The sequence below is a fragment of the Pseudomonas sp. NPDC096917 genome (assembly GCF_044762555.1).
In the GTDB taxonomy this organism is placed as follows: Bacteria; Pseudomonadota; Gammaproteobacteria; order Pseudomonadales; family Pseudomonadaceae; genus Aquipseudomonas.
This window is the reverse complement of the sequence record NZ_JBIWEO010000010.1, coordinates 86,564-109,830: the sequence shown is the minus strand read 5'-3', so window position 1 is coordinate 109,830 and position 23,267 is coordinate 86,564. Positions and strand designations below refer to the sequence as shown.

20 protein-coding genes are annotated in these 23,267 nt (G+C 59.2%); 14 read left to right on the top strand and 6 right to left on the bottom strand.

Annotated features, from left to right (window positions below; translation table 11 throughout):
* The first annotated feature begins 173 nt into the window (after positions 1 to 173).
* The 5 genes from ACIQYF_RS13555 (at position 174) to ACIQYF_RS13535 (ending at position 8,617) form a co-directional block, all read left to right on the top strand.
* A complete protein-coding gene (locus ACIQYF_RS13555) occupies positions 174 to 2,903 on the top strand; it encodes a TonB-dependent receptor (protein ID WP_402862239.1) in 2,730 nt (909 codons plus the stop codon).
* 139 nt (positions 2,904 to 3,042) lie between these two features.
* On the top strand, positions 3,043 to 4,917 hold the full coding sequence (locus ACIQYF_RS13550; RefSeq protein ID WP_402862236.1) for an extracellular solute-binding protein: 1,875 nt from the start codon (positions 3,043 to 3,045) through the stop codon (positions 4,915 to 4,917).
* Between the two features lies 1 nt (position 4,918).
* Entirely contained in the window at positions 4,919 to 5,989 is a 1,071-nt protein-coding gene (locus ACIQYF_RS13545) for a microcin C ABC transporter permease YejB (RefSeq protein ID WP_402862233.1), read from the top strand.
* Positions 5,989 to 7,011: an ABC transporter permease gene (locus tag ACIQYF_RS13540; RefSeq protein ID WP_402862230.1), complete on the top strand. Its 1,023-nt coding sequence runs from the start codon at positions 5,989 to 5,991 to the stop codon at positions 7,009 to 7,011. The genes ACIQYF_RS13545 and ACIQYF_RS13540 overlap by 1 nt, the downstream gene beginning before the upstream one ends.
* Before the next feature lies 1 nt (position 7,012).
* A complete protein-coding gene (locus ACIQYF_RS13535; RefSeq protein ID WP_402862227.1) occupies positions 7,013 to 8,617 on the top strand; it encodes an ABC transporter ATP-binding protein in 1,605 nt (534 codons plus the stop codon).
* 89 nt (positions 8,618 to 8,706) lie between these two features.
* Here ACIQYF_RS13535 and ACIQYF_RS13530 read toward each other — a convergent pair whose 3' ends face one another.
* From ACIQYF_RS13530 to ACIQYF_RS13515, 4 genes are all read right to left on the bottom strand, one after another.
* Positions 8,707 to 9,042, bottom strand: coding sequence for a DUF3325 domain-containing protein (locus tag ACIQYF_RS13530; protein WP_402862224.1), 336 nt, complete (start codon positions 9,040 to 9,042; stop codon positions 8,707 to 8,709).
* Between the two features lies 1 nt (position 9,043).
* Positions 9,044 to 10,582: a PepSY-associated TM helix domain-containing protein gene (locus ACIQYF_RS13525; protein WP_402862221.1), complete on the bottom strand. Its 1,539-nt coding sequence runs from the start codon at positions 10,580 to 10,582 to the stop codon at positions 9,044 to 9,046.
* On the bottom strand, positions 10,579 to 10,869 hold the full coding sequence (locus ACIQYF_RS13520; RefSeq protein WP_402862218.1) for an iron transporter: 291 nt from the start codon (positions 10,867 to 10,869) through the stop codon (positions 10,579 to 10,581). The genes ACIQYF_RS13525 and ACIQYF_RS13520 overlap by 4 nt, the downstream gene beginning before the upstream one ends.
* 131 nt (positions 10,870 to 11,000) lie before the next feature.
* Positions 11,001 to 13,259 (bottom strand): TonB-dependent siderophore receptor, encoded by a 2,259-nt coding sequence (locus ACIQYF_RS13515; RefSeq protein ID WP_402862215.1) that lies wholly within the window; start codon positions 13,257 to 13,259, stop codon positions 11,001 to 11,003.
* Positions 13,260 to 13,638: 379 nt separating this feature from the next.
* On the opposite strand from ACIQYF_RS13515, the gene ACIQYF_RS13510 reads away from it, so the two are divergent.
* The 5 genes from ACIQYF_RS13510 to ACIQYF_RS13490 all read left to right on the top strand — a co-directional run bounded on the left by ACIQYF_RS13510 (position 13,639) and on the right by ACIQYF_RS13490 (position 17,758).
* The gene (locus tag ACIQYF_RS13510) at positions 13,639 to 13,980 is read left to right on the top strand and encodes an FKBP-type peptidyl-prolyl cis-trans isomerase (protein WP_402862212.1); all 342 of its coding nucleotides are present in this window, start codon (positions 13,639 to 13,641) and stop codon (positions 13,978 to 13,980) included.
* Between the two features lie 56 nt (positions 13,981 to 14,036).
* Positions 14,037 to 15,131, top strand: a complete 1,095-nt coding sequence (locus ACIQYF_RS13505; protein ID WP_402862209.1) for a DUF1615 domain-containing protein — start codon at positions 14,037 to 14,039, stop codon at positions 15,129 to 15,131.
* Positions 15,132 to 15,224: 93 nt separating this feature from the next.
* Positions 15,225 to 15,626: an antitoxin Xre-like helix-turn-helix domain-containing protein gene (locus ACIQYF_RS13500; protein WP_402862206.1), complete on the top strand. Its 402-nt coding sequence runs from the start codon at positions 15,225 to 15,227 to the stop codon at positions 15,624 to 15,626.
* A complete protein-coding gene (locus ACIQYF_RS13495; protein WP_402862203.1) occupies positions 15,626 to 16,315 on the top strand; it encodes an RES family NAD+ phosphorylase in 690 nt (229 codons plus the stop codon). Before ACIQYF_RS13500 ends, ACIQYF_RS13495 begins: the two co-directional genes overlap by 1 nt.
* 159 nt (positions 16,316 to 16,474) lie before the next feature.
* Positions 16,475 to 17,758, top strand: a complete 1,284-nt coding sequence (locus ACIQYF_RS13490) for an NAD(P)/FAD-dependent oxidoreductase (RefSeq protein WP_402862200.1) — start codon at positions 16,475 to 16,477, stop codon at positions 17,756 to 17,758.
* A gap of 77 nt (positions 17,759 to 17,835) precedes the next feature.
* Here ACIQYF_RS13490 and crcB (ACIQYF_RS13485) read toward each other — a convergent pair whose 3' ends face one another.
* Positions 17,836 to 18,234 carry a fluoride efflux transporter CrcB gene (gene crcB / locus ACIQYF_RS13485; RefSeq protein WP_402862197.1) on the bottom strand — a complete coding sequence of 133 codons (399 nt, stop codon included), beginning with the start codon at positions 18,232 to 18,234 and terminating at the stop codon, positions 17,836 to 17,838.
* Positions 18,235 to 18,249: 15 nt separating this feature from the next.
* A complete protein-coding gene (crcB, locus tag ACIQYF_RS13480) occupies positions 18,250 to 18,630 on the bottom strand; it encodes a fluoride efflux transporter CrcB (RefSeq protein WP_402862194.1) in 381 nt (126 codons plus the stop codon).
* A gap of 383 nt (positions 18,631 to 19,013) precedes the next feature.
* Here crcB (ACIQYF_RS13480) and ACIQYF_RS13475 point away from each other — a divergent pair, with 383 nt between their 5' ends.
* The 4 genes from ACIQYF_RS13475 to ACIQYF_RS13460 all read left to right on the top strand — a co-directional run bounded on the left by ACIQYF_RS13475 (position 19,014) and on the right by ACIQYF_RS13460 (position 23,267).
* Positions 19,014 to 19,823 (top strand): response regulator transcription factor, encoded by an 810-nt coding sequence (locus tag ACIQYF_RS13475; protein WP_402862191.1) that lies wholly within the window; start codon positions 19,014 to 19,016, stop codon positions 19,821 to 19,823.
* Between the two features lie 105 nt (positions 19,824 to 19,928).
* Positions 19,929 to 21,047 (top strand): ABC transporter ATP-binding protein, encoded by a 1,119-nt coding sequence (locus ACIQYF_RS13470; protein WP_402862188.1) that lies wholly within the window; start codon positions 19,929 to 19,931, stop codon positions 21,045 to 21,047.
* A gap of 40 nt (positions 21,048 to 21,087) precedes the next feature.
* A complete protein-coding gene (locus ACIQYF_RS13465; protein ID WP_402862185.1) occupies positions 21,088 to 22,230 on the top strand; it encodes a PotD/PotF family extracellular solute-binding protein in 1,143 nt (380 codons plus the stop codon).
* A 131-nt stretch (positions 22,231 to 22,361) separates the two neighbouring features.
* Complete coding sequence (locus ACIQYF_RS13460; protein WP_402862182.1) at positions 22,362 to 23,267, top strand: ABC transporter permease; 906 nt, start codon at positions 22,362 to 22,364, stop codon at positions 23,265 to 23,267.

Genomic DNA, 23,267 nt, shown 5'->3' with positions numbered 1-23,267 from the left:
TGTCGCGCACTTAGTACTCCCGCTGTAACCACGCCGCGCAGGGGCTCTTGGGCCCCTGCTGGGGAGCGGCTTGCTTGAAAAAAGTGTTTTGCCACGGGTCGACACAACCCAACTGGAGTCATGAGGGCTCACAAAGCCATTCCAATAAACGTCTGAAAAAGTCGGAATTTACCATGCAGATGAAGAGTTCAGGTTTCACCCTCAAACCGCTCGTTGCAAGCTTGCAGCGGCATCGTTTTGTGCCGCTGTATCTGGTTGCTCTGGGGATGAGCGCAGGCCAGTTGCAAGCAGCGCAAACCAGCGCACCAGACGACTCGGCCAATGCCGTCAGCGTTGGCGCTGTGAGCACCGATGCAACCGCAGCCGCCCCCGCTACTACGCAATTGGAACGCGTGGAAGTGACCGGCTCGGCGATTCGCCGGGTTGACGCAGAAACCGCAGTGCCGATTACCATTCTGCGCGCCGAACAATTGCGTAATGAGGGTGTAACCACCACCGCTGAAATCATGCAGCGGGTGACGGGCAACCAGTCGCTGCGCAACCCGGCCAGTTCGGTGGGTGCGGGCACAGGCGGTTCCAGCTTTGCCGACATGCGCGGTATTGGCGCCAACAAAACCCTGGTGCTGCTCAACGGTCGTCGTTTGGGCAACAACGCCATCGACGGTTCGGCTGTCGACCTGAACACCATCCCGTTTGCAGCCATCGACCGGGTTGAAGTGCTGCGCGACGGCGCATCGGCTTTGTACGGCACTGACGCCATTGGCGGGGTGATCAACTTCATCACCAAAAAATCCTTGACTGACGGCACACTTTCGGTGGGCGGCGAAGGCGCTGACGCCACCGGTGGCGGTGAAAGCAAAGACCTGAGCGCCAGTTGGGGCTATGGCGACTTGGACAAAGACCGCTTTAACGTCATGGGCGTGGTCGGCTACAACAAACAGGGCGCACTGCGCGCCAACGACCGCACCTTCGCTACCACCTATGCACCGGGTCGTGGCCTGGACCAAACCTCCGGCACGGCATACCCGGCCAACTACAGCCAGGGCGGCGTGAGTTCCAACCCGCTGTCATCCGGCAACTGCAATGGCCCTGACCTGGTAGCGCGTCAAGGCGTATGCCGCTTCGACACGCGCAATTACATCGACTTGCTGCCGGCCACCGAGAAAACCTCATTTTTCGGCAAAGCCACCGGCAAGATTACCGACGACGACAACGTCAACCTTGAATACTTCTTTGCCCGCAACAACAACGCGACCCAAGTTGGCCCTGCCCCCTTGCTGGGCGTGACCATGGACCCGTCGTCGCCGTACTTCCCGGGCAACGGCATCACGCCTGCGTCCAGCAACCCGACCTTCGACCCTACCCAACCCATCGACCTCAACTGGCGTGAAACCGCAGCCGGTCCACGTGCCTCCAAAGACCAGAACACCAGCCAACGCCTGGTGCTGAGCTTTGACGGCGTGGCCAAGGGTTGGGACTACAACGTTGGCGCCTCGTACAACCAGAACAAGGTGATCTCCAGCGTGACGGGCGGGTATATCAGCGATGCAGCCATGATTGATGGCATCGCTGACGGCATCCTTAACCCGTTTGGCCCGCAAACAGCGGCTGGCCAGGCGCTGATCGACGCCAATCGGTACCACGGCCAGTATTCCTCATCGGTCGGCCGGGTGACCGGGCTTGATGGCCGCATGAGCCGCGAAATTGGCGACTGGTTTGGCGCAGGCTCTGCTGGTCTGGCAATTGGTGGGGAGTTCCGTCAGGAAAAATTCCATCAGAGCTACGAACAATTCGCCGCGGATATTTCCAGCCTGGGCGTCGATCCGGATGGCACCGTGTCAGGCGATCGCACTGTCAAGGCGGTGTACACCGAATTGAACGTTCCGGTACTGGACAGCCTCGAACTGTCAGCCGCCGTGCGTCACGACAAGTACAGCGACTTCGGCAGCACCACCAACCCGAAATACTCGTTCCGCTACCAGCCAGTCAAAGAATTGGTGGTTCGCGGTGCGTACAGCGAAGGCTTCCGTGCCCCCTCGCTGTATGAGCTGTACAACCCGCAATACACCACCTTCACCCAGGGTTACTACGACGACCCCAAGCTCTGTACCGGTGGTGTCGTGCAACCGGGCGGCAACGCCGGGCGTGACTGCGGCCAGCAGTTCCATAACCGCACAGGCGGCAACACCAACCTGTCACCTGAAACAGCGCGCAACGTGACATTGGGCTTCGTTTATCAGCCGGTTCGCAACCTGTCCATGGGGCTGGACTTCTGGTGGATTCACATCGCCAACCAGATCGCCGAGTTCCCGGAATCCACTGTGTTTGACGATCCGAACGCGTATGCCGATCGCTTCATTCGCAACGCCGACGGTTCCCTTAACTACGTGCAAACCGGCCTCGCCAACCTGGGGACAGTCAAAACCAGCGGCGTCGACGTGTCGCTCGACTACAAATTCCCGAACACCCCATACGGCCAGTTCGGCCTGGGCCTGCAAGGGACCTACGTATCGCGTTACGACTACCAGACCACCATTGGCGGCAGCTACACCGACAAGGTCGGGCAGTTTGAAGACGACGGCATGATCTCGCGCTGGAAGCATGTACTGAGCGGCACCTGGAACCTGGGCGCCTACCGTGCAGCCTTGGTCAACCGCTTCACCAGCGGCTACAACGATGCCGATCCGGACACCCACTCACGCGTAGCGTCGTACACCCTTTGGGATATTTCGGGGGGTTACACCTTCGACAAAACCGTGGACCTGGACGTGGGGGTCAAGAACATGTTTGACCGCAACCCACCGTTCTCTAACCAGTCCTACAACTTCCAGAGCGGATACGACCCTCGTTACGGCGACCCAATGGGCCGTACTTTCTTCGCCCGTGCGACTTACCACTTCTGAGTGATCACTGGCGCGGGCCTACTCCAGCCCGCGTCGGTTTAACTGCGACATCGCGACCCCACGACCTTTTAACGCGCAAGGAAGTGGGGGTTTTTCAAAGCAGTCGATGGTTCAACACGCGGTACAAGGAACTCCCATCATGTCTTCATTATTCCTGCCCCTGCTTCGTTCACTGCTGATACCCGTGTTGTCTTGCGTGTGCATCAGCGTCAGCGCCGCGCCCAGCCAGGCCATGACGGTCTATGGCGAGGCCGCCAAATACCCGGACAATTTCCAGCACTTCGACTATGTGAACCCCCACGCGCCCAAAGGCGGTTCGCTCAGTCGGGCCTCGATGGAAATTGGCCAGTTCAACTACATCGTTCCCTATATCGACCAGGGCACCGGCGTGGCACAGGCTGATCAATGGCTGTATTCGCCCTTGGCCTTTCGCTCACTGGACGAGCCCTACACAGTCTACGGACTGATCGCACAAAAGATGGAACGCGACCCTGACGGCCTGTGGGTGCGTTTCTACCTCAACCCCAAGGCTCGCTTTGCCGATGACACGCCGATTACCGCGCAAGACGTGGCCTTCACCTACAACACCTTGATGACCAAAGGCAGCCTGAGCTTTCGCATGCTCTATGGCGAGGTCAAGGACATGGTCGTCGAAGGCCCGTTGCAGGTCCGCTTCGACTTCAAGAACAATCAGAACCGCACCCTGGCGCTGGATTTGGCCAGCATGCGGATCATGCCGCAGCAGTGGTGGAAAACTCGCGACTTTAGCACTGGCGGCGGCTTTGAAGCGCCCCTGAGCAGCGGCCCGTACTCGGTGTCGCAGGTCGACCCTGGTCGCAGCATCACCTTTGAGCGCAACAAGAACTGGTGGGCCAAGGACTTGCCCGTCAGCAAGGGGCTGTACAACTTCGACCGCATGACCGTGAATTTCTACAGTGACACCGACATCGCCCGCCAACTGCTCAAGGCCGGCGCCTTTGATTACAACCGCGAGTTCTCGGCCACCGGCTTCAGCATTGGCTATGACAGTCCAGCCCTGACCGACGGACGTCTGCAACGCGGGGTCTTAGCCAAGGATAAACCGGGCGCCGCGCAAGGCTTTGCCTTTAACTTGCAGAACCCGTTCTTTCAGGACCGCCGCGTCCGCCAGGCGTTGAGCCTGCTGTGGGATTTTGAGTGGACCAACAAGCAGATGATGCGCAATTTCTATGTGCGCCAGCAGAGCTACTTCCCGAAAAGCGAAATGGCCGCCACAGCCCTCCCCGATCCTCGTGAGCTGGAAATTCTCGAACCCTTGCGCGGCAAGATCCCCGACGAGGTGTTCACCCAGGTATACCAGGCCCCTAAAACCGATGGCAGCGGTTATATCCGCGACAAACAACTGCAAGCACTGGCGCTGCTCAAAGAGGCAGGCTGGAGCCCAAAAGACAACAAACTGGTGAACGCCCAGGGCCAGCAACTGAGCTTTACCTTTCTTGACGGCCAGGGCGGCTTTGACCGGATGATCCTGCCGTACAAGCGCACCCTGGCGCAGATCGGCATCAACATGGACATCCGCAAGATCGACTCCGCGCAGTACATCAACCGCCTCAACGCCCGTGACTACGACATGATCGTGGTCGGTTTTCCGCGCAGCGGCCAGCCCATCGTCTCGCCGGGCCGTGAAATGTACGACATGTACGGCTCACGCAGCGCCACCCAGCCCGGTGCCTCCAACGCCTTTGTGCTGCGCGACCCGGCGGTCGACACCTTGCTCGACGGGCTGGTGCAGGCCAACAGCCGCGAAGAAATGGTGCATTACGCTCGCGCCCTCGACCGGGTGTTGCAGTGGGGTTACTACATGATCCCCAACTACTACTCGATAGGGACGCCAACCGTGTACCAGAACCGTTTCGGCCGCCCGGCCCTGGAACCCATGTTCGACGAGGGCCTGGACACCTGGTGGGAAGTCAGCAAAACCGCGCAAACCAGTGCCGCCTCCGGCCAGGCCAGCGCATTGTCGAAGGGGAATTGAGATGCTGCATTACATCAGTCGTCGCTTATTGCTCATCATCCCCACCCTGCTGTGCATCCTGGTGGTCAACTTTTTGATTGTGCAGGCCGCCCCCGGTGGCCCGGTGGATCAAGCCATTGCCCGTTTGCAGGGGTTCAGCGGCGGCTCGGTCGGCGGTGGCGGCGGTGAAATGGCCGCCGGGGGCTCCGGGGCCAGCCGCAGCAGCCGCGGCCTGGACCCGGCGCTGATCGAGGAAATCACCAAGCACTACGGTTTCGACAAACCCATGCATGAGCGCTTGTGGCTGATGCTCAAGAACTACGCGCAACTGGATTTTGGCAACAGTTTCTTTCGCGGTTCCTCGGTCACTGACCTGATTCTGCAAAAGCTGCCGGTAACCATTTCGCTGGGGTTCTGGGCCACCCTCATCACCTACCTGATCTCGATCCCGCTGGGTATCCGCAAGGCCATTCACAACGGCAGCGCGTTTGATATGTGGACCAGCACCGCCATCATCATTGGCTATGCCATGCCCGCGTTTCTGTTCGCCATTTTGCTGATCGTGGTGTTCGCAGGCGGCAGTTATGTGAGCTGGTTTCCGATTCAGGGGCTGGTGTCGGATGACTTCGACAGTCTGAGTTTTTTCGGAAAAATCGCAGACTACCTGTGGCACATGGTGTTGCCGGTCAGCGCTCTGGTCATTGGCGGCTTCGCCACGTTGACCATCCTCACCAAAAACAGCTTCCTCAACGAGATCAGCCGTCAGTACGTGGTCACCGCACGGGCCAAGGGCCTGACCGAACAACGGGTGCTGTACGGGCACGTGTTGCGCAACGCCATGTTGCTGGTGGTGGCCGGAATTCCCCAGGCGCTGATCGAGGTATTCTTCGCCGGTTCCCTGCTGATCGAGACCATTTTCAACCTCGACGGCATCGGCCGCATGAGTTACGAGGCGGCCGTATCGCGCGACTACCCGGTGGTGTTCGGCACGTTGTTCCTGTTCACCCTGTTCGGGCTGCTGATCAAACTGATCGGCGACATTGCCTACACCCTGCTCGACCCCCGTATCGATTTCTCGGCGAGGACTGCCTGATGTTTACCCTCTCTCCTCTGGGCCGTCGTCGCCTCGCCCACTTCAAGGCCAATCGTCGTGGCTGGTGGTCGTTGTGGCTGTTTGTCGGCCTGTTTGTGCTGTGCCTGGGCGGCGAACTGATCGCCAACGACAAGCCACTGGCGGTGCACTACAAAGACCATTGGTACTTTCCGATTGTGTCCCACTACACCGAAACCGACTTCGGCGGCGAACTGCCCTTCGAGCCCGACTACAGCAGCGACTACGTGCGCAAGCTGATTGCTGAACAGGGCGGCTGGATGCTCTTCGCTCCTATTCCGTTCAGCTACGACACCGTCAATTACGACCTCAAGGTGCCCTCCCCCAGCCCGCCCAGTACCAACAACTGGCTGGGCACCGATGAACAGGCGCGCGACGTGCTGGCACGGGTGATTTTTGGCGCACGGATTTCCATCCTGTTTGCCTTGATCCTGACCGCCATCAGCGCGTTGGTGGGCATCACTGCCGGGGCCTTTCAGGGGTTTTATGGCGGGCTGGTGGACCTGATCGGCCAGCGCGTGCAAGAAGTCTGGGCCGGGCTGCCGGTGCTGTATTTGCTGATCATTTTGTCCGGGTTCGTGGCCCCCAGTTTTTGGTGGTTGCTGGGGATCATGGCGCTGTTCAGCTGGCTGGCGCTGGTGGACGTAGTGCGTGCCGAGTTCTTGCGCGGGCGCAACCTGGAATACGTAAAAGCCGCTCGGGCATTGGGCCTGACCAATGGTGCACTGATGCGTCGGCACATTCTGCCCAATGCCATGACGTCAACCCTGACCTACTTGCCGTTCATTTTGACCGGCGCGATTGCCACGCTCACCGCCCTCGATTTTCTGGGCTTCGGCATGCCGCCGGGCACCGCCTCGCTGGGTGAACTGATCGGTCAGGCCAAACGCAACCTGCAAGCCCCGTGGCTGGGCCTGACGGCGTTCTGTGCCCTGGCATTGATTTTGTCGCTACTGGTGTTTATCGGCGAAGCCTGCCGCGATGCCTTTGATCCTCGGAGCTGACATGAACGACACACTGATTGAAATACGTAATTTGCGCGTTGGTTTCGGCGGGCGAGAAGTCGTGCACGGGCTCAACCTCGACATCCGCCGTGGCGAATGCCTGGCGCTCGTGGGTGAATCAGGCTCGGGCAAATCCGTGACCGCCCACTCGATCCTGCGCCTGTTGCCCGGCAAAGACGTGCAGACCCAAGGCAGTATTCGCTATGACGGCACTGACCTGGTCAACGCCAGCGACAGCCAGTTGCGCAGCCTGCGCGGCAACCGCATCGCGATGATTTTTCAAGAGCCGATGACCTCGCTTAACCCGCTGCACACCGTGCAAAAGCAAATCAGCGAAATCCTCGTCACCCACAAGGGCCTGAAAAACCGCGCCGCCCGTGAACGTACGCTGGAGTTGCTGAATCTGGTGGGCATTCGTGACCCCGAGAAGCGCCTAAATGCCTACCCACATCAACTGTCCGGTGGCCAACGCCAACGGGTAATGATCGCCATGGCGCTGGCCAACGAACCTGAACTGTTGATCGCTGACGAGCCGACCACGGCACTGGACGTGACCGTGCAGCAAAAAATCCTCGAACTGCTGATCGACCTGCAACAGCGCCTCGGCATGTCGTTGTTGCTGATCAGCCACGATCTCAACCTGGTGCGCAAAATCGCCCAGCGCGTGTGCGTGATGCGCGGGGGCGAGATCGTCGAGCAAGCCAGTTGCGAAGACCTGTTTCGCTCCCCGCGGCACCCCTACAGCCGCATGCTGATCGAAGCCGAACCCAGCGGCAGCCCGGTGCCTTGCGACTACCGGCATAACCTGTTGGAAGTCGACAACCTGAAAGTCTGGTTCCCCCTGCCCAAGCCGTTGTTCAGCCGCGAGCGGCAGTACATAAAGGCCGTGGACGGGGTCAGCTTTGAGCTCAAAAAAGGCAAGACCCTGGGCATTGTGGGCGAGTCCGGCTCAGGCAAATCGACCCTCGGCCAGGCGATATTGCGGCTGGTGGATTCGCAGGGTGATATTCGCTTTGGCAACAAACAGCTCAACCTGTTAAGCCAGGACCTGTTGCGCCCGTTGCGGCGACAAATGCAGGTGGTGTTCCAGGACCCGTTCGGCAGCCTGAGCCCGCGCATGTCGGTGCAACAGATCATCAGCGAAGGCCTGCTGGCCCACGACATCGGCACCGTGCAAGAGCGTGAAGAAGCGGTGATTCGCGTACTCCAAGAAGTCGGGCTCGACCCCGAAAGTCGGCATCGTTACCCGCACGAATTCTCGGGTGGGCAGCGCCAGCGTATATCCATCGCCCGGGCGCTGATCATGGAACCCGAGTTGATATTGCTCGACGAACCCACCTCGGCGCTGGACCGCACCGTGCAAAAACAAGTGGTGGATTTGCTGCGCGACTTGCAAGCCCGGCATGGTCTGACCTACCTGTTTATCAGCCATGACCTGGCAGTGGTGCACGCCCTGGCCCATGACATGATCGTGATCAAGGATGGCAAAGTGGTGGAACAAGGTGATGCGCAGTCGATCTTTGACAACCCGCAGCAGGCGTATACCCAAGAGTTGTTGCAGGCCAGTAGTTTGAAGACGGTTCACGCAGAGGTTGAATTAGCTTAAGAAGGCAAATCCCCTGTAGGTGCGAGCGGGCCTCGCGATCTTTTAAGAGATCAAAAGATCGCGAGGCAAGCTCGCTCCTGCAAGGGCCGCTATGCCAATGTTGTGATCATCACCCACACCGGGGCAAAAGCCACGGGTAGCCAGATGGCCAGGCGTGAGCGATAGGGCAATACCATCAGCAGCCCATAACCACTGAGCGATATCAGTCCAAACCAGCCGATCGGGCCCATCGCCCATCCCCAGGCCTGGGCGCAAAAGTGCAAGCTCAAGGCCAGACTCAACCACCCTACTGCGCGCAGGGTACGTCGCAGGCCAGTTGACGGCGCTTTGTTCCACACCTGTTTGTAATGGCGCTCCAACCCTTGACACAACGCAAGCATGCCGATGTAGGCAAAGGCCCACGCCGCAAAATAGTCCGCCAGCATCTCAATTCACCTCGGCCATAACAGCGGCTTTTTTGCGCGGCACCCGCTCGACCACCGGTTGCGAGACTTTCCAGCACGCCCACAACAACAGCCCACCCAGCACCATGGCGGTTAACTCCACCCCCAGGCTGCTGTGTCCCCCCCAAGGCTGTTTGACGGTGAGCAGACTCAGCAGCGGCAAGCTCAGGCACATCACTGCGGCCAGACCCAATTGTTCACGCCAGGCCTGCATGCGCGGGCGCAGCACGGCATGCACGAAGCTCAAGGCCCACAGGCCAAAGAACACGTTGAGTTCGGCGTCAGCACGTTCGGCCATGTTCACCGGCAACAGGCGGTTGCCCCACAACAAACCGATGCACGCCACGCTCAAACCGGCCATTACGGCGACGTTGATCGCCTCGACCAAACGGTAGAGCACTTGGGCGGCCCGGTTTTCACTGGCGTATTTGCGACGCCGTTTGACCGTGAACAACACCAGCCCGCTGGCAATCATGGCGCTGCTGATCAGGCCACACATGAAGTACACCCAACGCATCGGATAACCACCAAACTGGGCAAAGTGCATACCGGAGATCACCCGATGAGTGAGTACGCTGGCTCGCATGTCGGTGGGCCCGGACAATTGCTCGCCCGTGACCCCGTCAAAGCGCATACCTCCCCCTTTGACCAAGGCAATCCGGTTGCCCAGGATCGGGCGAATCTGAATCTGGGCATTGCTCTGGCCGGGGTTGCTGATGCTAACGCCACCCAACGGCCCCATGACTTCCCGAGCGTGGGCCAGCAACGGCCCGATGGCCACCAGCGGTGCCGGTTCGACGCTCGCCGCACGTTTGACTTCACGGACGACCGGGGTCGTGTCCTGAGCGTTGAAAAACGCCTCACGGTCGCCATCAAACAGCGCATCCATGGCCGCGGGCATGTAAATCACCAAGAAAATCGCCAGCCCGCTGTAGGTGATCATCAAATGAAACGGCAGCAACAGCACGGCGCTGGCGTTGTGGGCGTCGAGCCATGAACGCTGGCCTTTGGCAGGCCGAAAGGTGAAGAACTCCTTGAAGAATTTTTTGTGAATCACAATGCCGCTGATCAAGGCCGCCAGCATGCCCATGGCCAGCGCACCCACCAGATAAATCCCGATCATGCGCGGCATGTGCAAGGTGAAGTGGAACAGAAAAAAGAACCGCCCCCCGGCTGTCTCGCGCACCGGCAGTACGTCCCCGGTGTTTGGGTCCAGCGTTACCGAAACCCCGTCACGGCGCCCGCCCGTTGAAGCCTGTAATTCTGGCGAACGCTCATACGGCAAGCTGATGCCCCATTGTTTGGCATCTGGTTTGTGCTCACGCAAATAGCCCAGTGCACGCTCAACCGCCTGCTCATCGGTCAATGAGTGACCGGGCAACTCAGGGTGCATCCAGTTGTCGATCTCTTGATCGAACACTGCCAGGCTGCCGGTCAGGAAGATCACGAACAGCAACCAGCCAACAATCAGTCCGCCCCAGGTGTGCAACCACGCCATGGATTGGGTCAAGGTCTGTTTCATCCGAGGCGCTCCAGCATATGCGGCCAAAAACCAATCGCGGCCAGGGGCACCGCCAGCACGGCGCCCATCCACGCCGACCACTGATGGCGAGCGATAAAGGCCCACAAAATGGCGCAGGTGTAGATCGCGAATGACAACAGGCTGGCGACGAGCAGCGAGTCGACGTTGTCCAGCGGCAACAGCTGCGCCAGCGCCGCCGTAAAGGCATAGGTGAACACATAGCCGCCAACCATCGCGGCCAGAGTGCGAGACAGAATCGGCATCCAGGCCGGCGTTGTGTGTTTCATCGGATCAATCCTTAAATAGCATCAGCCACGTTTTGCCAACGCCACATGCGACAACGGCGCGACACCCGTTATAACGGGATGTCGCGCCTGTAAATGCCTGCACCATCTCGGCGGTCAGGCCGCGTTGGTTATCAGAACGAAGAGGTCACCGAGGCAAAGTAGGCGCGGCCTGCCTCGTTATAGGTCTGGGCACCGGCCTCGTCAGCGTTGCCCTTGCGGTACAACTGCTTGTCGAACAGGTTGTTGATGCCCACCCGCACGCTGAAGTTTTTATTGAACTCATAACCGCTGCTCAAACCCACCAGACCGTATGGGTCAACCGACTGTTGCACCGACTTGTCCAGCGCTTCGTTGGCACGCATGTTGTACTTCGGCGCTTTTTGCTCGCCGTAGTAAGTGCCGTTGACCTGGAACGACAGCTGCTCGGTGGCGTACCAGTCCAGCGTGGTGTTGAGTGTGTATTTGGGGATGATGCTCAGCGGTTCGCCGGTTTCCTTGTCTTTGCTTTCGATCATGTAGGTCAGGTTGGTATTCCAGTCCAAATCGTTGCGCAAACTGACGAACAGGTTACCTTCAACCCCTTGAACGATGGCCTTGCCACTGTTTTCCCACTGCAACACGCGGCGCCCGTTGGGCAGGCGGAAGGCCGATTCGTTGCTGGCATTGATTTTGTTTTGGTAGTCGTTACGAAAGTACGTACCGCTGGTGCGCCACGTGCCTTTGTCGAACGCCAGGCCAATCTCTTTGTTAATGCTGATTTCAGGCTTCAAATCGGGGTTACCCACCAGATAGCAGCCACCGATATTGACCTCAACCGAGCTGCAACCCGCGCCACGGCTGTACAACAGGTAGTTGGGGTTGGACTGGTACAGATTCGGCGTTTTGTAAGCCCGGGCAATACCGCCCTTGATGCTCAATTCGTCCGTGATCTGGTGCGAAGCGTTGAGGCTTGGGCTCCAGTTGCCGCCAAACTCGTTGTGGTGGTCGAAGCGCAAGCCCGGCGTAACGATGGTTTTGGCCCCGACTTCGAGATTATCCTCAACATAAAACGCGTAGCTGTTGGCGGTGGATTTGGTTTGGGTGCGGTCTGTTCCAGGAATACCTGGCGTGCCATCGGCGCCCGGATCCCAGCTTTGTGGACGCAGCGAACCCGGATCGTTGAGCGACTCGTACAGGTATTCGCCGCCCAGGGTCAGGACCTGATGGGTGTAAACGTCCAGCGGCAGGTTGACCTCAGCTTTGGCGCGAGTATTGCGCAAGCGTGACTCGAAGCTGCCAGCGCTTTCTGATGGAGCACCTTCGCCATACCCCGCCAGTCCTTCGTTGAGGCGCGAGTTACGGGTCAGGTCGTGGGTCAGCGAGGCGGTGGTTGAACCCCAGTCAAACGAGCCATTGTGGGTCGCCGAGAAGGTGCTGCGTTGCAGAACGCTGGTTTCCTTGCCGTACAGGCTGTTAACGAAGTCGCCCCCGCTGTTGAGCATGGTATCGCCGGCAAAGATATTGCCCTGGCGGCTGTAGCTGGCTTCCAGGTCGAGCGTTTGCTCGGGGGTGAACTGCCAGCTCAGCAAACCGTTCACGTCTTTGTTACGCACACCCTCTCGCCCCGCCACGACGCTGTCGGCATACGCCTGCTGGGCCGTGTTGATGGTGGCATCGTCGGCGTCGGTCTTGCTCAGGCCGCCGTACACGCGGAACACCAGGTCGTCGGTGATAGGGCCGCTGAGGTTGAAGTTGGTGCGCTTGCTGATGCCTTCCGAATCATCTTCCGGTGACAGGTAATAAGCGGTCAACGAGCCGTGAAGTTGGTCGGTTGGGCGTTTGGTGATGATGTTGACCACCCCGCCCATCGCGCCAGAGCCATAACGAGCGGCCGCCGGGCCACGCAGAATTTCGATACGTTCGACTTCTTCGGCCGGGACCCAGTTGGTTTCACCGCGGGTGTCACGGTCGCCGCTCCAGCCATACCGCTGAGCGTTACGCGAAGAGGACGGCTTGCCGTCGATCAGGATCAAGGTGTTTTCCGGGCCCATGCCGCGCAAGTCAATCTGGCGGTTGTTGCCGCGAGCGCCACTGGAACTGTTACCGGTGAGGTTGACCCCCGGTTCGCGACGGATAATGTCGGAAAGATCATTGGCGGGTGGACGTTTTTTAATGTCCTCGGCAGTGATGATCGATACACCCGGCGCTTGCTTCAGCTCTTCAGCGGCGGTGCCCAACACGCGGGTTTCTTCCAGTTGCAGCGCTTGCTTGCTGCCATCCACCGGTAAGTCGCTGGCCTCGACGGGCACCTCATCGCGTTCGCGCTCCAGCGCATCGGCGAGCAAGGTCGGTGAAGCGAGTGCGGCCATGATAGCCAGTGAGAATTGACTGCGTTTGAATCGAGACGACATGTCCAATTGATCCCTTAACAATGGAGTGTGCTCAGCAGGCAAAACGCTGGAGTGACTGGCGGCAGGGCTATCCAAATGCCCCACATCGCTTAGCTTTCCCCGGCGCTGCCAGGGCTGCAATAGTAACCATTCTCAAATGATAGTAAAGCGCAATTGACATCCAGCCTCATTAACAAGCTCCCGAGACCCTCTGTTTTAAAGGCTTTGGCTGCCTGAAAAAATGACAAGCCGCGCGTCTGACTGGCGCTGAAACAGCGATGGGAGCTGGCTGGCCAGCGATTGCATCCCTAAGGTCGGTCTGTAAAATGTGCCGCCTGTAGCGCTGGCCAGCCAGCTTGTGCAGTGATGCCCCTCTTTTCAGCTTTGTGAGTGCAGCCCCATGACTAACGAACTCCAGATCACCGACCTTGTACTGGGCGAAGGCAAAGCCTGTGTCAAAGGCGCGCTGATCACCACGCAGTACACCGGCTGGCTCGCAGATGGCACGGTATTCGACTCCTCGTTTGAGCGTGGCAAGCCCTTCCAGTGCGTGATTGGCAGCGGTCGCGTGATCAAGGGTTGGGACCTGGGACTCATGGGCATGAAAGTCGGCGGTAAACGCACACTGCAAGTCCCTGCACACTTGGCCTATGGTGAAAGAAGCATGGGCGCGCACATCACACCGAACTCCGACCTCACCTTTGAGATCGAACTGCTGGAAGTGCTGACTCGAGACGACTAAGTCCTTTACATGCAGCACTATTTTTTGGGAGTTAAGCGCAAGTGAATCGATTCTTCATGCGGCTTTTAGCGCTTTCTCTACTCATTGCGATCGCCGGCTGCAGCAGCAAAAGCACTCAGACCTTACCGAGCCGTACGCCTGAACAGGCCCGTGCACGCCTCATGCAACTGCTGCCCGCCCAGCTCCAGGATCGACAGGGTTGGGCCACCGATATTTACACCGCCTTTGCCGCGCAACAACTTGAGCCCAGCGACGAAAACCTGTGTGCGGTGCTGGCCGTCACCGAACAGGAGTCGACGTTTCAGGCCGACCCGCCGGTGCCAAACCTGGCAAAAATTGCCCGCAGCGAAATCAATCGCCGCGCGGCTAAGCTGCACATCCCTGAATTTATGGTTCGCAGTGCGCTGAACATCACCTCGCCGAATGGCAAAACCTATAACCAGCGCCTCGATACTGCTCGAACCGAAGGCCAGTTGAGTGCCATTTTTGATGACTTTATCGGCATGGTGCCGCTGGGTAAAAACCTGTTTGGCAGCCTGAATCCGGTACATACCGGCGGCCCGATGCAGGTCAGCATCGCGTTTGCCGAGAAACACGCGAAGGATTATCCGTACCCCATACCAGGCACGATCCGCCAGGAAGTCTTTACCCGTCGAGGCGGCATGTATTTCGGTACCGCCCATTTGCTCGGCTATCGCGCCGACTACACACAATCGTTGTATCGCTTTGCCGACTTTAATGCGGGCTGGTACGCCAGTCGCAATGCCGCGTTTCAGAATGCCGTCAGCCAGGTTTCAGGCGTTGTGCTGGTACTGGATGGTGATGTGACGATCCCCGATTCTTACGCCGTGGGCTCGACCGAACGCGCCGTGCGCACGTTGGGCAAACAGTTGGGCTTGAGCAATAACCAGATCAGGCAGCAATTGCTCAAAGGCGACAGTCTGGCGTTTGAACACACTGAGGTGTATCGCAAAGTGTTTGCGCTCGCAGATCGCCAACAAGGCAAACCCCTGCCCCGCGCGGTATTGCCGGGCATTACCCTGCAAAGCCCGAAGATCACCCGTAACCTGACCACCGCCTGGTTCGCCCAGCGCGTTGATGAACGTCGCCAGCGCTGTATGAATCGGGCCAAGTCATTGCCCACGCCGTGAAGTCACATCGCGCAAAGTTCATATGCGGATACATTTGTTGTAATTATCCAGATGCGGTGTACGCTCTTAAGTATTAGCGCCCTGGAGGTCACCATGCAGTTAGTCGCCCAACACACTCAGCCCGACATCACCAGTGGTGATGCGGGCCGTGTGGCCCTGACATTCTTCTTCAATTTAATGGAGCACTGGGGCTGCACCAAAGACCAGCAATGCACCCTGCTTGGCTCAATCGGCAATACCACGTACTTCAAGTACAAAAAACTACCGAATGTGCGCCTGCCTCACGACACTCTTGAGCGCATTTCATACCTGATGGGCGTACACAAAGCATTGCGCATCCTGTTCAGCAATCAGCCCGAGCGCGCCTACGAGTGGGTACACAAGGCCAACACCGCAGCGCCTTTCAATGGCCAGAGTGCGTTGAGCTATATGCTCGCGGGCCAGGTGGTCGACCTCGCGGATGTGCGGCGCTATCTGGACGGGGTGCGCGGCTGATGCCAGACACCTCCAGGCCAGTCGTGCTTCCCGAATGGAGCAACGCCTATCGCATCATCAACAGTGCGTTCCCGCCGGTATCGGTGTTTGAAGACACCCTGAACCCCGACGACCTGGACCTCGCCTTCGTCCTAGAAAGCCTGACCAATGACCGCCTGCGCGACCAGGCCGGGGTGCTGAACCGGGTGCGCCCCGAAGACCGCCTGTGTGGTGAAGGCTCAACCCCAATCATGGCCGCCTTTACCCATATTGGCCGCGCCAGTCGCTTTACCGATGGCAGTTATGGTGTGTACTACTGCGCCAGCAGCGTCGAGGCAGCCATAGCCGAAACCTGTTTCCATCAGGAGCAATTCTGGCGAGCCACCCAGGAAGCAAGCATCGAGATCACCCTGCGCACCTACATCAACCAGGTGCTCCAGCCGATGATTGATGTGCGCGACAACCCCCTGGTGCATCAACCTTCGCCCGCCGGCTACGGCGCCGCGCAAGCCTTTGCCCGGCCGCACCGCGAAGCGCTGGCCTGGGGTTTGCTCTACAACAGCGTGCGCCTCGACGGCCACGAATGCGTGGCCGCCTTTCGCCCGCCTGCGCTCTCGATTCCGGTGCAGGGCCCACATTTTCGCTATGTCTGGGATGACAAAAAACAGGCGATCGCCTGGGTGTTGCACGTGAGCGAAGTCACGTTCTGATCAAGCGACGTCAGAAACTTCGTTGTCGGGGGGTTATTTGGCCCTCACAAATCGAATATCGTCAGCACATGGCCGAAGTGGATGAGCAGGACCGGTGCGGGCACCTAAAAGCCCCCTTTCTGCCTCATACCCCTTACAAGAAAGATCACAGAGCCTCCCATGACTGAACGCTGCAACTCGTATTACACCGCGACCCTCAACCACGAAACCGGCTACCCGCTCCTGCAAGGCCAGCACCGGGTCGATGTGGTGATTATCGGTGGCGGATTTACCGGCGTCGCGACCGCCGTTGAGCTGGCAGAAAAAGGCCTGAAAGTAGCCATCGTCGAGAGCCACAAAATCGGCTGGGGAGCCACCGGGCGCAATGGTGGTCAAGTCACCGGCAGCCTGTCGGGCGATGAGGCGATGCGCAAACAGATGCGCCGTCGCCTGGGCAGCCAGGTCGATGATTTCATCTGGAACCTGCGGTGGCGCGGGCACGACATCATCCAGCGGCGGGTCGAGAAATACGCCATCCAGTGCGACCTGAAACACGGCCACTTGCATGCGGCCTACAAGCCAAGCCACATGGCAGGTTTGCGCAAGGATTACGACGAAGCCGTGCACCGGGGCATGGGGGCCGAGGTGTCGCTGCTCGACCGCAGTCAAGTACGCGACATTTTGCAAAGCGATCTCTATCACGGCGCCATCAAGAACACCCGCAACATGCACCTGCACCCGCTCAACCTGTGTATCGGTGAAGCACGGGCAGCAGAAAGCCTGGGTGCACTGATTTTTGAAAACAGCGAAGTGCTGGAAATCATCCATGGCGACACCCCTGGCGTGCGCACTGCTCATGGGCGCATTGATGCTAATCAGGTCCTGCTGGCAGGCGACGTTTATCACAGGCTGGAGCCTGGCAAACTCAAGGGTAAAATCTTCCCGGCCATGGGCGGGATCGTCACCACCGAACCGCTGGGGGACATGGCCCGGCAACTGAACCCCGAAGACCTGGCGGTGTATGACTGCCGCTTTGTACTCGACTATTACCGCATGACCGCCGATGGCCGCCTGCTGTTTGGCGGCGGCGCCAACTATAGCGGCAAAGATTCGCGAGACATTGCAGCTGAATTGCTGCCCTGCATCGAGCAGACCTTCCCGGCACTCAAAGGGGTGAAAATCGATTACCAGTGGAGTTGCGCGATGGGCATCGTGATCAACCGCATTCCACAACTGGGCAAGCTCTCGGACAACGTCTGGTACTGCCAGGGCTACTCAGGCCATGGCATCGCCACCACGCACATCATGGGCGAGATCATGGGCCGCGCGATCACAGGTCAACTGGAGCAATTCGACACCTTTGCCGGGTGCCAGCACATTCGCGTGCCGATGGGTGATGTGTTTGGCAACCCGATGCTGGCGGCGGGCATGTGGTACTACCAGATGCTTGAGCGGTTTCGTTAACCCTTGACGTGATCCAATCACAGGCCCTGTAGGCGCGAGCTTGACTCGCGATCGTTTGACCTTGTAAAAGCCCGCGCCTACCGGGCATCAGCCGCAGCCGGCGCACCCCTGGCCCCCACCAGCAACCCCAGTTCAACGGCCAAAAACCCGATCACCAGACTGGCCACCAGATAGCAGATAGAAACCAGCACCCCGCCCGGATCCGTCATCATTTCGACGGCGCCAAACACAAAGCTTGAGAACGTCGAAAGGCCGCCCATGATCCCGGTCCCGACCATGACGTGCACATACTGGTTAATTCGATTGCTCTTGAACAGCGACGTGGCAACGCCCAGCAAAAACGCGGCAACGATGTTGGCGACAAAAATATCCATGGGAAAGCCATCGGCCAGACGCGGCACCGCTAACATCACAAACTCACGGCACGTGGCCCCAAACGCCCCGCCGACAAAAATCAAAATGATCATATTCAGCATGTTTCAAGCTCCTTGTCAGCGCGCCAGCCAGGCGCCGAATGCCGCAGCGGCCAGCCCCAGCAGCACGGAAATAATCAAATAACCGGCTGCCCACACGCGGTCCTTGATAGCGGCCAGTTTGGAGGCGTCCAATTGCATGCTGCTGAAGGTGGTGTAGCCGCCCAGAATCCCGGTCAGCACGGCGGCGTTCAACACATCACCGTAACGATCACGCCAGTCGACGCTGAACAGAATGCTCAAATAGCCGATCACAAAGGCACCGCTGACGTTGATCAAAAACGTGCCCAGCGGCAACTTCCCCTTGTAAAACTGGCCTACCCGCAGCCCGATCCACCACCGAAGCAGCGAACCCAGGCCGCCCCCCAGCCCGACCCAGAAAACATCCAGCGCAGTCATGAAGATCCCTCTCGTGTCTGTCAGCAAGTGCCAAGAACTGTAGTTGATAAATGTCGGACCGCACTTGATTTGAAGCGCCTGAAGAGGCCAGAAATGGCACCGCCGCAGCTTCACGCCTTTGCCTATTGGTCGCATCGCGCCGCTTTACACCGAGGCGATCGACAAAGGACATGCGCGCCTGAAGGGCCCTCTTTCGCTCAAGTGAACAGCGTTGGCCTCTGTATGCGGCTGCTGAGTTGAGTGTGTAGCCCTGCGTAACACTGCGCCCTGTTTCGGTGCGCTTTTTCAGCCCTCGCCCGGCAGCCGCCCCAATGCCGCCGGGCTTTGCCAGCCATGGCGCAGTTCGTGCATCTAAATGCACCCCTGCCCTGCCAGAAGTCACCATGCGCCCCAAGGAACTGAAACTCTGGACCACCGGCGTTGCCCATTTGCTTGATTTACCCGCCGGGCATTCGCGTTTGGCGGGCTTGAGCCAGTGGTTACGGCAAATCTGCCCGGTGGATCACTTTGTGCTGTTTGTCTATGAAGGCAACCATCGGCCGCTGGCGATGTTCGATACGTTTTCGGCTGACAAGCGTGCCGTGTATGTCGATGACTACCAGAGCGGGCCTTACCTGCTGGACCCGTTCTACCTTGCCTGCACCCGCGCGCAAGCACCCGGTTTGTGGCGTCTACGCCAGTTTGCACCCGACCACTTCTACCTCGGTGAGTATTACCTGACCTATTACCAGCAAACCGGATTGGCTGAGGAAGTGGCTTTTTTCGTGGATCTGGGTGACGGCGCCATGGCGGTGTTGTCGTTAATGCGCTCGACCGCCAGTTGCGCGTTCAGCCGTGACGAGATGCAACTGATCGAATGCGCGCAGGCCGTAGTCGAACAGGTGATCAATGAAGCCTGGCGTTTGCGGCAGGCCCAAGCACCGCGCCCGGCACAAGACCTGGACTTCAAGATCCGCGAAGTCTTCGATCACTTCGGCGCGCACATTCTCACTGGCCGTGAACAAGAGATCGTGCAACTGCTGCTGCGCGGCCACTCCAGCGCCTCGGTGGCCGAACAATTGAGCATCAGCCCCGGCACGGTGAAGATTCATCGCAAGAACATCTACGCCAAACTCAACATCGGCAGCCAATCTGAGCTGCTAGGTCTGTTCATCCGGGATTTGACAGGCCAGGAACTGGTTGTCGAATCCTGATACCTGAAAACGACTCTATCCCCCAAGGGATATATACGCCGCAAAACCCCGATTGCTAGTTTGGCCCCCGACGCACTGATTGATCACTGCAAGGGAGCCCGCCTCGTGAATAACAACACCGCGCCTAGCGACATCGAATTCTGCAATGTGGTCAAACGCTATGGCGAGGTGACCGCCGTCAACGGGCTGAACTTTGCCGTGCGCCGCGGCTCGTTTCATTCCTTTCTCGGCGGCTCGGGCTGCGGTAAAACCACTACGTTGCGCATGATCGCAGGCTTCGAACAACCGAGCAGCGGCGAAGTCATGTTGGCCGGTCACAACGTGGCCGGGGTTCCTGCCTTTGAACGGCCGGTGAACATGGTGTTCCAGCACTATGCGCTGTTCCCGCACCTCACGGTGGCGCAAAACATCGCCTACGGCCTGCGCTATCGCACCCCGCGCCCCGACAAGAAAACCCAACTGCGCATGGCCGATGAGGCGCTAGAGATGGTACGCCTGACCGGCTTTGGCCAGCGCAAGCCCAGCGAACTGTCGGGCGGCCAGCAACAGCGCGTAGCCCTGGCCAGGGCGCTGGTCAACAAGCCCACCGTGCTATTGCTCGACGAACCACTGGCCGCACTGGACCGCAAGTTGCGCAAGGAAATGCAGTCCGAATTGCTGCGCCTGCAGCGCGAAGTCGGCATCACCTTTGTGCTGGTGACCCACGATCAGGAAGAAGCCCTGTCGATGAGCGACAGCATCAGCGTGATGCACAACGGCTCAATCATTCAGACCGCGACCCCCGAGCAACTCTACGAAGCCCCTGCTAGCCGCTACGTGGCCGACTTTATCGGCGAATCGAACCTGTTTAACGGGACGGTGCGCCATCTGCAGGGCAACTCGGTAGTGCTGCGCACCGAACAAGGTCTGGAGCTCAACAGCCCACTGACGCCCACCGGCAAAGCGTTAAGCGCTGATGCTGCCGGGTGCATCGCTGTGCGCCCGGAGCTGATCAGCATTGCCGGGGCCAACGCAGAGCTGGGGCGCGACGTGAAGCTGCAAGGCTGCGTCGAAGACCGGATCTACCTCGGCAACTCCACTGAATATCGCGTGCGCACCCAAGCCTTTGGCGTGGTCTGCGTCCGCGTGCCGCGCCAGCAAGACCAAGGCGCCCCTGCATTCGAACACGGCGCTGCAGTCAGCGTCGGCTGGGATCACGCCAACGGCTTGGCCATGGCGTTGTAAATCATCGATTCGTTTCAATAACTACCCTGTGGAGCGCGCTATGGACCAGAAGACGTTTATCAAAAACCTGCGCAGTTGGCAGAATGGCTCGATCAGCCGGCGCGACTTTCTGGGTCGCACCGGCCTGGGCGTCGCCGCTGCGGTGGTCGCCACCCACATGCCAGGGCTGTTGACCTCAACCGCCTTCGCCGGTGAACAACCGCAGTTGGGCGACCGACTGGCATTGGCGACCTGGCCGAACTACCACAGCCAGGAAAACCTCGACGATTTCGGCAAGAAAACCGGCGCCCGGGTGTCGATGAGCGTGTTTGGCTCCAACGAAGAAATGCTCGCCAAGTTGCAGGCCGGTGGCAGTGGCTGGGACGTGCTGGTACCGACCAACTACGCCATCAGCACCTACGTCAACCTGGGCTTGATCGAGCCGCTGGACCTGTCGCGGATCCCCAATTTCGACGCCTCGGCCTTCCAGCAGAAGTTTATGGCCCAAGGCACCGTGGACGGCAAGGTTTACGGCGTGCCGAAGAACTGGGGCACCACCGGCATGCTATACGACACCGACAAACTTAAAGAGGGCCCCAGCAGCTGGAAAGAATTCTGGGCCGCCGCCCAAGGCCCTGCCAGCGGCCGCACAATGGTTCACGACTACCAGTTGACCGCCATCGGCAATGCCCTCAAAAACTTCGGCTACAGCTTCAACTCACTGGACCCGAAAGAATTGGCCGATGCCGAAAAACTGCTGATCGAGGTCAAGCCACACCTGTTTGCGATCAACTCCGACATTCAGCCCTCCATGCGCAGCGGCGATGCCTGGCTGGCCATGTCGTGGACTGGCGACGCCTCGCAACTGCACCGCGACAACCCGCAGATGCATTACACCTTGGGCAAGGAAGGCGGCGAACTGTGGAGCGACTTCTTCGCCATCCCCAAAAGCTCGGAGCACAAAGATGCGGCCTACGCCTTCATCAACTATTTGCTCGAGCCGCAACACAACACACTTGAAGTGCTGAGCCACGGCTACCCGAGCGGCGACAAGCGAGTCGATGCTTTACTGCCGGTGGCGATGCTCAATGACCCGATCATGTACCCGGCTGCCGAGGCTTTGAGCCCACTGGAGTTCGGTGCAGCAGCAACCCTGACCAGCCCGGCACGTGCCGAAGTGATGGCGCGCTTCAAGTCCGCTTAAAACGCCCAATACCCTGTTGTCGCTGACGAGGGACGAGGCTCAGATCGAGTGCGATGCAGCCGTTCGCAGCCTCGTCCCTCGTCAGCGACTACCAAAATTGAGTTGTACCCAGCCCTCATAAGGAGCGCTCCATGAACGCCGCCACCCACCTTGCGGTGAATGCCTCGTCAACCGGGGTTCGCCAGCGGCGCAGCCTGGGCCAGCGGATCACGCTGCTGATGCTGCTACCGTCGACGTTATGGTTTTTGCTGCTATTGCTACTGCCGCTGGTGATCATCCTAGTCTTCAGTTTCGGTGAGCGCAGCGCCGTGGGCGGCTATGCGGCGGGCTTCACCCTGGCCAACTACCTGAACCTCGGCTCACGTGCGGCAGCCTTCAGCAACACCTTAATGCTGGCCCCGCTGGGCACGTTGGTGTGTCTAGTGGCGGCGTATCCGCTGGCGTATTTTCTGGCCGTCAAGGTCAGCAAAAACCGCTCGCTGCTGCTGACACTGGTGATTGTGCCGTTCTGGACCAGTTTTCTGATCCGCACCTACGCCTGGATTTTCATCCTCAGCGGCAAGGGCATCCCGGCCTTGCTGGCAAGCCTTGGCCTGGAAGACGTGCGCTTGATCAACACCCCGTGGGCGGTGCTGATCGGCATTGTCTACGGCTATTTGCCACTGATGGTGTTCCCGATCTATGTCAGCCTCGAAAAACTCGACAAGCGCCTGCTGGAAGCCTCGGCAGACCTGGGCGCCAGCGCCTTTGAAAGCTTTCGGCGGATCACCTTGGCGCTCTCTGCGCCGGGCATCATCACCGGGGTCATGCTGGTGTTTATCCTGCTGATGGGTGAGTTCTTGATACCGGCCATTCTGGGCGGCGGCAAAGTGTTCTTTCTTGGCAACGCGCTGGTCGACCTGTTTTTGCAATCGCGCAACTGGCCGTTTGGCAGTGCCTTGGCGATGACGTTAGTGGCGATGATGCTGCTGATCATCGGCGTGTATTTGAAGCTGGTGGCGCGCTATGGCGGCCGCCCTGCCGATGGAGGGTTGTGA